This window comes from Kocuria flava (assembly GCF_001482365.1).
Classification (GTDB): domain Bacteria; phylum Actinomycetota; class Actinomycetes; order Actinomycetales; family Micrococcaceae; genus Kocuria; species Kocuria flava.
In genome coordinates this window covers 1510175-1524359 of record NZ_CP013254.1, presented here as the reverse complement: position 1 = coordinate 1524359, position 14185 = coordinate 1510175, and the positions used below count along the sequence as shown (strand labels likewise).

General features: G+C 75.6%; 11 protein-coding genes and 1 riboswitch. Of the genes, 5 read left to right on the top strand and 6 right to left on the bottom strand.

Annotated elements, in window-relative coordinates; genetic code table 11:
- Positions 1–37: 37 nt before the first annotated feature.
- Positions 38–613 (bottom strand): phosphoribosylglycinamide formyltransferase, encoded by a 576-nt coding sequence (purN, locus tag AS188_RS06860; RefSeq protein WP_186815342.1) that lies wholly within the window; start codon positions 611–613, stop codon positions 38–40.
- 78 nt (positions 614–691) lie between these two features.
- Between purN and AS188_RS06855 the strand changes: the two genes are divergently transcribed.
- The gene (locus AS188_RS06855; RefSeq protein ID WP_058858229.1) at positions 692–1177 is read left to right on the top strand and encodes a hypothetical protein; all 486 of its coding nucleotides are present in this window, start codon (positions 692–694) and stop codon (positions 1175–1177) included.
- Here AS188_RS06855 and AS188_RS06850 read toward each other — a convergent pair.
- On the bottom strand, positions 1090–2490 hold the full coding sequence (locus tag AS188_RS06850; RefSeq protein WP_236945072.1) for a cell division protein PerM: 1401 nt from the start codon (positions 2488–2490) through the stop codon (positions 1090–1092). The genes AS188_RS06855 and AS188_RS06850 overlap by 88 nt on opposite strands.
- A 114-nt stretch (positions 2491–2604) precedes the next feature.
- On the opposite strand from AS188_RS06850, the gene AS188_RS06845 reads away from it, so the two are divergent.
- Entirely contained in the window at positions 2605–3756 is a 1152-nt protein-coding gene (locus AS188_RS06845) for a glycosyltransferase family 4 protein (protein ID WP_058858228.1), read from the top strand.
- Between the two features lie 123 nt (positions 3757–3879).
- On the opposite strand, the gene AS188_RS06840 is transcribed toward AS188_RS06845, so the two are convergent.
- Both AS188_RS06840 and AS188_RS16850 read right to left on the bottom strand, forming a co-directional pair.
- Positions 3880–4260, bottom strand: coding sequence for a PIN domain-containing protein (locus tag AS188_RS06840; RefSeq protein ID WP_058858227.1), 381 nt, complete (start codon positions 4258–4260; stop codon positions 3880–3882).
- Positions 4261–4267: 7 nt separating this feature from the next.
- Positions 4268–4411 carry a hypothetical protein gene (locus AS188_RS16850; RefSeq protein ID WP_157570914.1) on the bottom strand — a complete coding sequence of 48 codons (144 nt, stop codon included), beginning with the start codon at positions 4409–4411 and terminating at the stop codon, positions 4268–4270.
- Between the two features lie 15 nt (positions 4412–4426).
- Positions 4427–4553, bottom strand: a riboswitch (SAM riboswitch).
- A 388-nt stretch (positions 4554–4941) separates the two neighbouring features.
- Between AS188_RS16850 and AS188_RS06835 the strand changes: the two genes are divergently transcribed.
- On the top strand, positions 4942–5238 hold the full coding sequence (locus tag AS188_RS06835) for a hypothetical protein (RefSeq protein WP_058858226.1): 297 nt from the start codon (positions 4942–4944) through the stop codon (positions 5236–5238).
- A gap of 191 nt (positions 5239–5429) precedes the next feature.
- Here the strand turns inward: AS188_RS06835 and cspE are convergent, their stop codons facing one another.
- Both cspE and AS188_RS06825 read right to left on the bottom strand, forming a co-directional pair.
- The gene (gene cspE, locus AS188_RS06830) at positions 5430–5636 is read right to left on the bottom strand and encodes a transcription antiterminator/RNA stability regulator CspE (RefSeq protein WP_047804984.1); all 207 of its coding nucleotides are present in this window, start codon (positions 5634–5636) and stop codon (positions 5430–5432) included.
- Between the two features lie 211 nt (positions 5637–5847).
- Entirely contained in the window at positions 5848–8973 is a 3126-nt protein-coding gene (locus tag AS188_RS06825) for a hypothetical protein (RefSeq protein ID WP_058858225.1), read from the bottom strand.
- Between the two features lie 125 nt (positions 8974–9098).
- Here AS188_RS06825 and AS188_RS06820 point away from each other — a divergent pair, with 125 nt between their 5' ends.
- Entirely contained in the window at positions 9099–12416 is a 3318-nt protein-coding gene (locus AS188_RS06820) for a DEAD/DEAH box helicase (RefSeq protein WP_058858224.1), read from the top strand.
- 177 nt (positions 12417–12593) lie between these two features.
- A complete protein-coding gene (locus tag AS188_RS06815; RefSeq protein ID WP_058858223.1) occupies positions 12594–13991 on the top strand; it encodes a TY-Chap domain-containing protein in 1398 nt (465 codons plus the stop codon).
- Positions 13992–14185: the final 194 nt, after the last annotated feature.

Below are 14185 nucleotides of genomic sequence, written 5' to 3'. Positions count from 1 at the left end.
TACGGACCCCGCAGGACCCGCCGCCGGGCCGGCCCGGTCAGCGGGCGGGGTGCGGGGCGCGGGCCAGGGCGCCGAGGGTCGCCACGAGCAGCTCCCGCTCGGCGGTCTTGATCCGCTCGTGCAGGGTCCGCTCGTCGTCGCCGTCCTCGACCGGCACCGCGGCCTGGGCGAGGATCGGGCCGGCGTCGACGTCGGCCACGACCTCGTGCACGGTCACGCCCGTGATCCGCACCCCGTGGGCCAGGGCGTCGCGCACGGCGTGGGCGCCCGGGAAGGAGGGCAGCAGGGAGGGATGGGTGTTGACGATGCGGCCCTCGAAGGCGGCGACGAACCCGGCGTCGACGATGCGCATGAACCCGGCGAACAGCACCCGGTCGGGCGCGTGGGCGGCCACGGCCTCCTGCAGCGCCCGGTTCCAGCTCTCCCGGTCGGGGTGCTCGCCGGGGCGGACGAGGAACGTGGGGATCCCCGCGGCCTGGGCGCGCTCGAGCCCGCGGCAGGGCTTGTCGGCGCCCACCGCGGCGATCTCGACGTCGATGCGGCCGTCCCGCACGGCGTCGAGCACCGCCTGGAGGTTGGTGCCGGACCCCGAGACCATGACCACGATGCGCATGCCTCGAGTCTAGCCGCGGCGGGCGGGCCCCGGTCCGCGCGCCCGGGCGGGTGCGGCCCACCGTCTAGAGTGAGGGGCATGGCTCCTCCCCCCGCGCCCAGCGCCCCGCCCGCCCGCCAGGACGCCCGCCGCGCCGCGGCCCGGCGCACGACGGTCGCGGGGCTGGTGTGCACGGCGGTGGCCACGGCGCTGGTGGGCGCCGCGTTCTGGCCGACCGTGGCCGGCACGGCCGCCGCGGCCCTGGCCGTGGGGCTGGGCGTCGCCGCGCTCGTGCGCTCCGCGGGCACGGGCCGGCGCACCCTGCTCGTGGTGGGGGCGGTGGCCGTGCTGGTGCTCGGCGGCACGAGCCTGCTCACCGGGGCGGCCCGGCTGGCGCTGTGGCCGGTGGCCGAGGCCTACGATCGCTGCGTCTCCTCCACCCTGACGATCTCCGGCGGTGCCCGGTGCCAGCAGCAGCTGGAGGAGGACGTCTGGTCCTACCTCTCCGGGGAGGGGACCGCCGCGGAGTCCTCCGGGGCCACGGGCCCGGCCGGCTCCGCGCCGGCGGCGGACCGCCCCGCCTGAGCCGGTGCGCCGGGGCGCAGGGGCGCGGCCGGGGGCTCGCGCTCGAGCCAGGGGCCCAGCGCGCACCCCACGGCGGCGCCCAGGGCGACCTCGGCGCCGAAGAGCAGCAGCACCTGCAGCCCGTCGGGCCCGACCTGCACGAGCCGCCCCAGCCCCAGGGAGCCCTGGGCGATCCAGCTCAGCGCCATCGTCAGGACCCCGGCCACCAGCCCCGTGAACGCCCCGGTCAGCAGGGCCGAGAGCGGGTAGGTGAGCCAGCGGGCGGGCAGGCGGATGGCCATCCAGTCGTCGAGGTGGTTCTCGCCCTCGCGCACGAACCACCACCCGGCGAGGACCCCGGCCAGCAGCGGCAGGACGACGACGGTCAGCGCCCACGCCGGCAGCTGCTCCGGAGGCAGGGCCGCCAGCACCGGCAGCAGCGGCACCGGCCCCGGCTCGGTGCCCAGCGGCGAGACGTGCGTGCCGGCGCCGAGGTCGAAGCCCGCGCCGGTGGCCCACGCGAAGGCCCACACCACGAGGTTGGGCAGGTAGCCCAGCTGCAGGGCGGTGAGGGCGGTGTCCCCCGGCGCGCCGGTGCCCAGGCGCTGGTAGACCGTCACGACGTCGTTCCAGTTCCACAGCAGCGCCGCCGCCAGCACGGCCCCGCCGATGCCGACCCCTGCGACGGCGGCGAGGAACCCGGCCCGCAGCACGGCCCAGACGTAGGACCCGGCCCATCGGGAGTACTGGCTCGTGCGCTCCACCCACGCCGCGGCGTTGACCCCGATGAGCCCGGGCAGTGAGCGGGAGGCCCGGAAGGCGCCCACGAACGCCCCGAGGGCCACGGGCACCAGCGGGAAGAGGGCCCCGGCCCACGGTGCGGCCGAGACCTCCTCCGTGCGGAAGAGCAGCGCGGCCCCCGCCCCCAGGCCGGCGTAGCCGGCGAGGCCGGTGAGGTAGGGCTGCCAGAACTGCCCCTCCCAGCACGCGCGCGCCAGCCGCCGTCCGGCCGCCCACGCGAGCGCGAACGGCACGAGGGTCAGCCCCAGCGGCACGAGGGTCAGCGCCCCGGTGGTGGCCGGCAGCCCGGCCCCGGGCTCGAGGCTCACCTGCAGCGGCACGAGGTGGGCCAGCAGCCACACCTGCCCGGACAGCGCGAACCCGCCGGGCAGGCCGAGGTCGTCGAAGCCGTCGGCGAGCCAGACCATGAGCACGGTCAGCAGCACCAGCAGCCAGGAGAGCACCGCCACGGAGCCGAGCTCGAACAGGCCCTGCAGCCACAGGGGCATCGGCACGCCGCGGCGGACGGGGGAGGAAGGGCTGTGGGAAGTCATCACCGCACATTCTCCCACGCACCCCGTCCCGCCGGGCGGGAGTTCACGACCGCGTCACCGGCCGGTCACGCGGCGGCGGCCGGGGCGTCGCCGCGGCGCGGCAGGGTCGGGGACGTGAGAGTCGCCCTCGTCGCCGAGCAGTTCCTCCCCCACATGAACGGGGTCACCCACTCCGTGCTGCGCGTGCTGGAGCACCTGCGCGCCCGCGGTCACGACGCGGAGGTGATCGCCCCCTCCTACGGACCGGCCGGCTCCGCGCCGGCGGACCTCGACGGCGTGCCGGTGCACCGGCTGCCGGCCCTGCCCCTGACCGGCTACCCCGACGTGCGGGTGGCCGGGGGCACGGTCGCGCGGGTGCGGCGGCTGCTGGAGCGGATCGGGCCCGACGTGGTGCACGCGGCCTCCCCGTTCGTGCTGGGCCGGCGGGCGGTCGTCGCGGCCGACCAGCTGGGCCTGCCCTGCGTGGCCGTCTACCAGACCGACGTGCCCGGCTACGCCGCCAAGTACGGTGCCCCGTTCCTCGAGCAGCTGCTGTGGTCGCGGGTCCGGTCGATGCACGAGCTCGCGACCCTGACGCTGGCGCCGTCCACGGCCTCCGTGCGGCAGCTGGCCGAGCACGGGGTCCCGGACGTGCGCCTGTGGCGCCGGGGCGTGGACGCGGTCCGCTTCGCCCCCGCCCACCGGGACGAGCGGTGGCGCCGGGAGGTCGGCGGCGGCCGGCGACTGGTGGGCTACGTGGGGCGGATCGCCCCGGAGAAGCAGGTCGAGGACCTCGCGGCGGTCGCCGACCTGCCGGGCACCCGCCTCGTCGTCGTCGGCTCCGGCCCGGAGGAGGAGGCCCTGCGCCGCCGCCTGCCGGGGGCGCACTTCACCGGCTTCCTGGGCGGCGCCCAGCTGGCCCGGGTGATGGCCTCCCTCGACGTGTTCGTCCACCCGGGCGAGTTCGAGACGTTCTGCCAGACCGTCCAGGAGGCCATGGCCTCCGGGGTGCCGGTGGTCGCCACCGGCCGCGGCGGGCCCGTGGACCTCGTGGACTCCTCCCGCACGGGCTGGCTCTACCCGCCCGGGGACCTGGGCGCGCTGCGCGACCGGGTGGCCGACCTCACCGGGGACGAGGCCAAGCGGGCGGCCTTCGGTGCGGCGGCCCGCGCGGCCGTGCGCGGGCGCACGTGGGAGGCCCTCGGCGACGAGCTGCTGGGCCACTACCGCGACGCCGCGGCGCTGCGCGCGACCGGGCCCCGCCCCGCCCCGCCCCGCACCGCCTGAGCGCACCCCTCCGCGGCGTGCCGGCACGCCGCGCGCCGTCCCGGCGTGCCGGGCCGCACCCTCCTGGACGCGCCGGGACGGCGCCGGCCGCCCCGGCGGGCACGGGCCCGCGGGCGGCCCGGGTCAGCGCCGCGGGTCGGCGGCGAGCACGGGCGCGCCCGTGCCGGCGTAGCGGTCGGGCTCGGCGGTGAGCACGGTCAGCCCGTGCACGAGCGCCGTCGCCGCCGTCAGGGCGGCGACCGGGTCCGCGCACCCGCCGGCGCCCAGCTGCCCCCACGCCCGGGCGACCGCGGCGTCGACGGGCAGCACCCGCTCCGCGAAGCGCAGCTCGAGCTGCTGGGCCCACAGCGCCTCCTCCGGCCGCCCGGCGAGCAGCTCCCCGAGCGCGGGGGCGGGCAGGTACATCCGCCGGTGGCCGTTGCGGCGCAGGGCCCCGGCGAGGCCGGGGCTGCGCTGCGGGGTGCGCACGCCCAGCAGCACGGAGCGGTCCAGCAGCAGGTCCACGGGCGGATCAGGCCGCCGCGGCGCGCTCGTCGCGCACGGGGGCCAGCAGGAAGTCCACGAAGCGGGTGCGCTCCTCGACGTGACGGGCGTAGTCGTCGAGGCTCAGGGCGGAGACGGCGGCGGGAGCGGCGGCCGCGGGGGCGTCGGTCATGGCGAGGGGTCCTTCGCTGTGCTCTTGCTCGCACCGGGTGCCGCCGCGGCGGCGGTTGCGAGCCGCTTCCTCATCCGAACCACCCGTGAACATGGGGTTGGTGCCCGGTCAAGTCGGAGCTTGGCGACCGGGTCTCTTGAAGCTGTCCCCCATTCAACCACACCGGACGGGGCGGCGGCAGGAGCGTTCCGCACCCGTCACCGTCCCGTCATCCCCACGACACACGGACGGTGTTGAGTGGTGTCCGGTGGACGAGGAGCAGGCCCGGGAGCGGGCCGGCGCACCGCGCTCCATGACGATCGCGTGACACATCTCATGCAGAACTTGTCGTGGTGTCGGTGCGGCGGGCTACCCTGATCCTGCTTCTCGAGATGCAGTTCCTGCGCACCCCCACGGGACCGGTGGTCCCTGCCCGGTGCGCGGAAGGCTCCGACCGGCTGCACGCCAACCCGCGGTTCACGGGTGGTTCGGATGACGAAGCGGTGGGCGACGAGAACGGACGCCCGCAAGAACGTCAGGAGAGAGAAAACATGACCATGTCCCAGGAACGACCAGCCACGACCAGCGACCAGCGGGAGGAGTGGATCGACGTGACCGTCGCCGCCCTGCCCGATCTGCACCTCGTCCGTCTCACGTCCACCGACGGGGACGTCGAGGAGTACACCACCGCGGAGGCCGACGACCTCGCCGCCGCGGCGGAGCACACGGCGGGATCCGCGCAATGGTGCGCCAAGTACCGTCAGCTCCTCGTCCCCGGCGCCACCGCGGCGACCGGCCGTCACCCGTTCTTCAAGCTGCACCCCGCCTCGCTGCCGCTGTCGGCGTAGACCGGCGGCGCGGGCGCACCCGCAGCTCGTCCAGGGCCGCGACCCCGAGGGTCGCGGCCCTGCGCGTGCCCGGGGCCGGGCGCGGGCGGGGCGTCCGGGAACGACGGAACCGCCGCCGGGCGGGGCCCGGCGGCGGTTCCGTTGGAGCGAGCGGGCCCGTGGCCCGTCGTCAGCGTCCGATCAGGAGGTGATCAGGAGATGACGGTGATGTTCGCGGCCTGGGGGCCCTTCGGGCCGTCCTGGGTCTCGAACTCGACGCGGTCGTTCTCGTTCAGCGAGCGGAAGCCGCCGGAGTTGATCGCGGAGAAGTGGGCGAAGACGTCCTTGGAGCCGTCCTCGGGGGTGATGAAGCCGAAGCCCTTGTCGGCGTTGAACCACTTGACGATGCCGGTAGTCATGGTGATACCTGGTCTTTCATGAGATGGACGTTCCCCGGGGATCGGGAAACCGGTCAGTTGTGATGCCAGAAAACGTCTTCTCAGAAAAACTGCTGCACCCGTGGCGGGCCGAACTGCTTGAAATCCAAAACGACAACCTCAACAACTCCGCCTACTCTACACGGCCGCGGGGGCGGTGCCCACCCCCGCGGCCTGCGGCGTGCGTCACAGCTCAGCCCATGAGCTTGTCGACCAGCACCTGGGCGAACTCCGGGGAGACGTCGCCGTAGTTGAGGGAGAAGTCCTCGTCCACCTTCGCCGGCAGCAGCCCGGAGCACAGCACCGCGGCGCGGGCGTAGAGCCCGGACAGCTCCGCCCCGATCGGCACGGACAGCAGCTGCAGCCCGGGGTCGTAGGAGACCAGCGGCACCCCCGCGCGGCGGGCCGCGAAGTGCTTGCCGATGCCGGAGGCCACGAAGCGGGCGTGGCCGGAGGCGACGTCCTCGGGGGTGCGGAACGCGTAGCGGGTGCGGTGGTGGTGGTTGATCCGGTACAGGCCCGGGAGGTCCCGGTCCTCGGTGGCCTCCCACGTGGCGTCCTCGGGCACGAACCGCTCGGCGACCCCGTTGTACTGCATCTCCGCGCGAGGCAGGTCCTGCTCGACCTCGGAGAGCGGGGGCAGGGTGTCGAGCATGACGGGGCCCGCCTCGAAGACCACGTCGCACAGCCCGTGGGGCAGGGCCTCCTGCAGCCGTTCGAGGTCCACGTCCTGCAGCAGCGTGGTCGCGTGGTCCTCCGGGGAGAGCACGACGACGGAGGCCTCCTGGGCGGCGGCGGCCTCGGCGACCACCTGCTCCTTCTCGGGGGTCCACCCGCCGGTCAGCAGCACGGAGCCGTCGACGAGCTGGGTCAGGGACGGGCCGCACACCTGCCAGCGGCGCACGCTCCAGTGCTCGTCGCGGACCACCTCGAGGAAGCCCAGGGCCTGGAGGTGGCCCACGAACCACTCCTCGAAGCGCTCGGAGTCCTCGAGCTGGCGGGCCACGATGGACAGGCTCGAGCGCTTGCCGCCGCCCAGGAAGGTCAGGGCGTCGCGGAAGGGCAGCCAGGAGGTGGGGTAGTCCCCCTCGTCGGGGCCGATGAACCGCAGCGACTCGACCGAGCCGGCCGAGGTGATCGCCGAGGGCTTGGTGAGCCGGCCCGGGTAGCGCTTCTGCAGCCCGCACTGGGCGCACTCGCCGAAGATCCAGGGCGCCTTCGCCTTGGGCTCCATCGCCGGCAGCACGATCCGGTGCCGCCCCGTGGCCAGGCAGGAGCGGCCCTCGGGCTCGGGCAGCACGTTGGTGCGCTCGAGCAGCAGCTGGCCCTCGGAGGAGTGCCACCCCGGGGCGGCGGGCACCTCGTGGCCGGTCGCGACCTCCCGGGCGGGGAGGTTGTCGAAGGAGCCCTGGACGTACTCCTCCGGCAGCTCGGCGGCCGTGGCGGCGCTGACCGCCCACAGCGGCTCGGCGGCCACGTGCACCATCTCCCCCTCGTAGCCCAGGGAGCGCTGGGTGACGTAGAAGGACGAGTCGCGCAGCTTGAACTCCCGGCGCTGCTTCACGGTGCGCCCGGCCTTGAGCACGAGCGTGTAGTCGTTGGGCCGCAGCGTGCCGTCGGGGCGGGCCAGCGGGGTGCCTTCGAGGGAGATCTGGAACGGCGGCACCCGGTTCTCGGCGAGCCGGGCCTTCTCGAGCCGGAAGGAGTGGGGGTTGCGCCACTCGACCTCGACGCTCAGCGGGGCGTCGGTGTCCGAGGTGACGGTGACCTGGGGCGGGCGCAGCGCCGACCAGCGCACGACGTCGCCGGGGATGCGCAGCCCGCCGGAGAGCGTCACGGCGGGCACCAGGCGCGGGACGAGGCCGGAGAAGTTGTCGTCGGCGGTCAGCTCGGGGTTGCCGGCGCGCAGCACCTGCACGTCGTCGAACATCACCCAGCCCTCGGGCAGGCCGTGGGTGCCGGCCTCGACGAAGCGGTAGTCCGGGGAGGCGGAGTCGTCGAGGATCCGCTTGATCCGGGCGATCCACTCGGGCTCGTCGCGGACCATGACCCGGCACGGCCACGCGGCGGGGATGTGGTCCACGGAGATGAAGGTGTCGGAGAACCCGTCCTTGGCCAGGACGACGACGGGGCGCGGGTTGCGCTCGAAGCGCACGGGCCCGGCGCCCAGGCGCAGGGTGCCGCCGAGCAGGCTCTCGGTGTCCAGGCGGGCGGTGTAGGCGGAGGTGCCCAGGAAGGCGTCGCCGATGTAGGACAGGAAGACGGTGCGGGGCCCCGCCGTCGTGCCCAGCTCGACCTCCCGGCCGGTGAGGAAGCGCTTGGGCACCACGAAGCCGAGCTCGTAGACCGGGTTGCCCACGTAGTCGGTGCTGTCGGTCAGCGACAGCGAGCAGCCCTTGACCGCGCTGCGGCCGGGACCGCGGGCTCCGGCGCGCACCTCGGCGCGGGCCTGCTCCCGGGACTTCTCCCACACCGCGAGCTCCGCGAGGGCGATCTCGAGGCCGGGCTCGCGGGTCAGCGGGTTCGCCCAGATCTGCTTCATGGCCTTCGACGCCTTCGTCTCGGCCAGGTCGAGCCAGAAGTCGACGTAGATCCCGAGCTCGGCCGCGGAGAGGCCCTGGGCGGTGGTCACCCCGAGGTCCTCGAACATCCGGTGCAGCTGGCGCCGCTCGGCCTCCCCGAGCATCGTCTGGGACAGCGCCAGGCCCACGGGCCGCTGGTTGACGGCGTAGGCGGTGGGCAGCCCGATCTCGCCGTCGCGCAGCTCGAGCCAGTAGCGCAGGGCGTCCCAGTACGCCTCGGTGTCCTTCTTGAAGGACGCCTCGAGGGCCTTGGCGTTATCCGCCCCGGCCTGCAGGAGCACGGCCAGGGGAAGGAAGAAGGTGGAGACGGACTTGTTGCCCGTGCGCGCGGCGAGCGTGGACATGTGCCGGCCGGCGAGCGCGAACAGGGCCAGCAGGCCCACCACCGGCGGCGGCGGGATCTCGGCCAGCGAGTCGAGGCTGCGCCGCGAGGCCCGGTACCACCGGTCGTTGAGCCGGGTGAAGGCCTCGAACACGGGCCGGCGGTCCTCGCCGGTCACGAGCAGCGGGGTCACCGAGTCCGCGAGCGCCCGCAGGGTGGACGGGCCGTCCAGGCCCTGCTCCTCCCCGATGGCGGCCAGGGCCCGCTCGTCGAGGTCGAGGTAGACGGGCTCACCGGCGCGGTGGGGCCCGAAGAAGGCGGCGCACACGGCATCGTTCCAGCGGAGGTAGGCGGCCTCCTCGGCACTGTCGGCAATGGCGTGGTCTCCGAGCCGGAGCCCAGCTGCGTCGGGCACGAGTCCTCCGTCCGCGGCCGCAGGCAGGCCGCTGTCGTCGTTCGAGGGGTCGCCACGATCATAGCGAGGCCCCGGAGGACCCGGGCACGGCGGCGGAGGTCCGCGGGGGCCGATACGGTGGAGGGATGCACTCCCCTCCCGATCCCCTCGTGGACTCCCGGCGTCTCGTCGCGGCCGCCGGGCCCGCGGTCTTCCGCCGCGGGCAGGACTACTTCCGCTCCGGCCGGGTCCGGTCGGTGGAGTGGGCACCGGCCGCGGACGGGTCCGGCACGCTCGAGGCCGAGGTCGAGGGCTCGGGCCGGACCTACGCCACGACCGTGCGCGTCGGCGCCGGGGGCGCCCCCGGGTCCGCCTGGTGCACCTGCCCCGCGGGCGGGTTCTGCAAGCACGCCGTGGCCGTGGTGCTGCGGCACAACTTCGAGGCGGCGGTCCGGGCCCACCGCGCGGGCGGAACGGCCGCGCCGTCGTCGCCGGAGGAGCCCGGGGCGCAGGAGGCCCCCGACTGGAAGGACGAGCTGTCCCGGATCCTCGGGGGCGGTCCCGCCCCGGGGGCCGGCGCGGCGGAGGACGAGGGCGCGGTGGGCCTGGAGTTCGACCTGCGCCGCGAGGCGGTGCGGCACGCGCCCCGGCGGGGGCCGCAGGGGCCGGCGCCCTGGCAGCTGGCCGTGCGCCCGGTGCGCCGCGGCCGGCGCGGGCAGTGGATCAAGGGCGGCCTGGACTGGGAGCGGGTGGCCGCCGAGCCGGGGCTGCTCGCCCCCGCCCAGGCGGACTGGTTCGACGAGCTGCGCGCGCTCAGCGCGGCCCGGACCCCCTACCCCGTCCACGACCGGCACTGGATCCGCCTGGACTCCTACGCCTCCCCGCTGCTGTGGGGGATCCTGGCCCGGGCCCAGGACGCGGGCATCGCCCTGGTCGGCCGGGAGCACGGGCTGCCCGTGGTCCTCGAGGCCCCCGGCCGGTTCTGCGTGGACGTCGAGCGCGGCCCGGGCGCGGACCTCGAGCTGCGCCCGACCGTGCACAGCGGGCAGCGGGCGATCCCGCTGGACACCGCCCGCATCATCGGCGACCCCGGGCACGGGCTGTTCCACCCGGACGGGGACCCGCAGGAGGTCGCGGCCGCCGAGGACCTCAACGTCTTCCCGCTGCACCTCGTGCCGCTGGCCACCCGCCTGACCCGCGAGCAGCGGCGCTTCCTCGACACCGCCGGCGGGCTGCGGATCCCCGAGGACGAGGTCGGGGAGTTCTTCGACCGCTACTTCCCGCGGCTGCACCGCAGCATGGACGTGGCCGCCGGGGACGGGTCGATCGAGCTGCCCCAGGTGGCCGACCCCGAGCTGGTGCTCACCCTCGAGCACGACGACCTGACGGTGCGCACGCTGTGGGAGTGGGAGTACCAGCGCGGCCGCGAGCGCATCCGCCTGCCGTTCCGGCCCGTGGACCCGCTGGGCGACGAGCCCGTGGACCGGGAGACCTCCTGGGAGACGGCCGTGACCGCGGCCGTGCGCCACCGCGCCCCGGGGGTGGACTTCCGCCGCTCGGGCTGGGCGGGCGGGGACGCGCTCGTGCTGATGCGCGAGTGGCTGCCGGCCCTCGAGAAGGTCCAGGACCTGCGCATCGAGCACACCGGGGGCCCGCCCGCCTACCGGGAGGCCGCCGAGCCGCCGACCATCACCGTCAGCACCGCGGCCACCGAGCGCCGGGACTGGTTCGACCTCGGCGTCACCGTGCGGGTCGGGCAGTTCTACATCCCCTTCGCCGACGTCTTCCGCGCCCTCGACCAGGGCCAGGACGTGATGCTCACCCCCGACGGGTCGTGGTTCGCGCTGGACCGCCCGGAGTTCGACCGGCTGCGCGAGCTGATCCGGGAGGCCCGCTCCCTGCAGGAGAGCTCGGAGGGGCCGCTGCGGATCCACCGGCAGCAGGCCGGGCTGTGGGAGGAGCTCGAGGAGCTCGCCGACGACACCGAGCAGGCCGAGTCCTGGCGGCGCGGGGTGCGGGACCTGCTCGAGCACGGCGCGGACGGGCCCCCGCCCGTGCCGGCCGGGCTGCACGCCGAGCTGCGCCCCTACCAGCGCGAGGGCTTCGCGTGGCTGAGCGTGCTGTGGGACCACGGGCTGGGCGGGATCCTCGCCGACGACATGGGGCTGGGCAAGACCGTCCAGGCCATCGCCCTGATCTGCCGCGCCGTGGAGCGCGACCCGGGGCTGCCGCCGTTCCTCGTGGTCGCCCCCACCTCCGTGGTGCCGAACTGGGTCGCCGAGATCCGCCGCTTCGCCCCGGGGCTGCGCGCCGTGGGCGTGGCCGACACCCAGGCGCGCGCGGGCACCCCGCTCGCGGACACGGTCGCCGGCGCGCACGTGGTGGTGACCTCCTACACCCTCCTGCGCCTGGACGAGACGGCCCACCGCGAGCTGCCCTGGGCCGGGGTGCTGCTGGACGAGGCGCAGTTCGTGAAGAACCCCCGCACGAAGGCCCACCGGGCGGTCCGGGAGCTGGGCGCCCCGTTCACCCTCGCGATCACCGGCACGCCGCTGGAGAACAGCCTCACCGAGCTGTGGGCGCTGCTCTCGCTCACCGCCCCGGGGCTGTTCCCGTCCCGGCGCCGGTTCACCGAGGCCTACCAGCGCCCGATCGAGCGCGGCGAGGACCCGGCGGCCCTCGAGCGGCTGCACCGGCGGGTGCGGCCCCTGATGCTGCGCCGCACCAAGGAGTCCGTGGACCTCGAGCTGCCGCCCAAGCTCGAGCAGACCATCGAGGTCGAGCTCTCCCCCGCCCACCGGCGCCTCTACGACACCCGGCTGCAGCGGGAGCGGCAGAAGGTGCTGGGGCTGCTGCGCGACCTCGACCGCAACCGCTTCACGATCTTCCGGTCGCTGACCACGCTGCGGCTGCTCGCCCTCGACGCCGGCCTCGTGGACCCCGACGCCGAGGTCTCCTCCAGCAAGCTCGACCTGCTCTTCGAGCACCTGCCGGAGATCGTCGCGGAGGGCCACCGGCCCCTCGTGTTCAGCCAGTTCACGAGCTTCCTGAAGAAGGCCGCCGCCCGGCTGGACGAGCTGCGGATCCCCTACGCCTACCTCGACGGGTCGACGACCGACCGCGCCCGCGTGCTCGAGCGCTTCACCTCCGGCGAGGCGCACGTGTTCCTCGTCAGCCTCAAGGCCGGCGGGTTCGGGCTCAACCTCACCCAGGCCGACTACTGCTTCCTGTTGGACCCGTGGTGGAACCCCGCGACCGAGGCCCAGGCGGTGGACCGCACCCACCGGATCGGCCAGCAGAAGAAGGTGATGGTCTACCGGCTCGTGGCCCGGGACACCATCGAGGAGAAGGTCATGGCCCTCAAGGAGCGCAAGGCGAAGCTCTTCGACGCCGTGCTGGACGACGACCGCATGTTCTCCGGGGTGCTGAGCGCCGAGGACATCCGCGGGCTGCTGGAGCCCTGAGCCCGCCGACCCGTCATCCGGTGGTCACAATCGTCCCCGGGACGCGGGCGGCGGAGCCCAGCCGCTAGCATCGACAGCACCGCACCGGACGACCGCCGCGACCGTGCCGGGGCTCGGACGCGGCACGCCCCGCGCCCGAGCGGTCCCGCCCGACCCCCTGACCGGAGGAGTCCACCCATGCCGTACGCCGTGGACGGTGTCGCCGCCTTCGTGCAGCGCCACGGCCCGCTCCTGCGGGCCATGGCCCGGCGCGGACTGACCCGCGGCCAGGCGCGGCTGCGCTTCCTCCTGCTGTTCCCGGAGGAGTCCCCGGCCCTGTTCGACGCCGCGCTGGCCCAGCTGGGCGAGCGCTTCCGCCCCGGGGCCGCCGCCCCCGAGGTGGGCGACGAGGCCGTGCGCGCCGGGATCTGGCTGGCCCTGGCCCAGCACCTGGGCCTGGCCCCCGACCCCCAGCACGCGGCCGTGCACCTGCCCCACGACACGGTCCGCGACGTCACCTCCCTGCTCTCGGAGAGCGACCCGGACGGCGACGTGACCCGCCGGGCCCTCGGGCTCATCGGCGCCGCCCAGCGGCACGCGGCCGAGCAGGCACCCCCGGCCCTCTCGGCCCGGGAGTACGAGCACGCCCGGCTGGGGCTGTGCACCGACGCCCAGTTCCTGTGCAGCCTGGCCCACTACTGGCCGGCGCCCGAGCGCGCGGTCGCCCAGCGCCTGGGCGGGGGCAGCTGGAGCGCCGCCCTGCAGGCCATGGGCTTCGCCACGGGCCCCGACGCCGAGCAGGAGCGGATCTTCACGGAGGAGGAGTACGCCGCCGCCGTCACCGCCTTCCTCGCCGACTGCCGCCGCCGGGGCCGGCGCCCCACCACGACGCTCTACGGCCGCTGGGCCGTGGAGCAGGCCGGGGCCCGCATGCCGCGGCCGTACTTCGACGGGGTCCGGCGGTTCTTCGGCTCCTGGGAGGAGGCCATGCGCTTCGCCGCCGGCCACCAGCCCGCGGGCCCGGACGGGGCCGAGGGCTACGCGGACACCCGCACCTGGTCGGACCTGGCCACCCCGGAGGCCCAGGAGATGCTGGGCCGGGCCGGCATCGGCGTGGTCACCCACGGGGCGGACCCGCAGCCGGCCGGTGAGGAGGTGTGGGAGGACCTGCAGCGGCTGATCACCACGGTCCTGGCCCGCCTGCCCTGGAACGACTTCCTCGTCGTCGAGTACGAGCCCGTGCATCCGGGGGCCGAGTCCCCGGCCGCCTGGGCCGAGTCCGGGCCGCAGGGCGTGCGGTGCGCGGTGCTCTCGGGCGGGCAGTTCGTCCACGCCGAGTGGCCGGTGGACGCCACCTTCTTCCACGAGGACGAGTGGGAGGAGCCCGCCGGGTGGGACCAGCCGTGGACCACCGGTCCCACGGGGTTCCGGGAGGCGGCCCAGAAGCTCGTCGACGGCCTGCGCTTCGGCTGGGGCTGCGCCGATCCCTACCGCTTCCACTGGGGCGTGGGGTCCTTCCCCGCCGAGCCCGCCGGCGAGGGCCTCGCCGACGTCGTGGCCGCCCGCACGCGGGTGCCCTCGACCCCCGAGGCCTGAGGCCCGCGCGCCCGCCCGCGCGCCCGCCCGCACGCCGGGAGCGAGGAAGGCCCCATGAGCACGGGGCCCCGCCGCGCACCGGCCGGTGAGGCCTGCGCCACGGCCGGGTCCGGTCGGGCGCCGCGGGCACTAGACTGCCCCGGGACGGCGGCGGCTCCGCGCACCCGCCGTCCCGCACCCGCACCCACCGCACG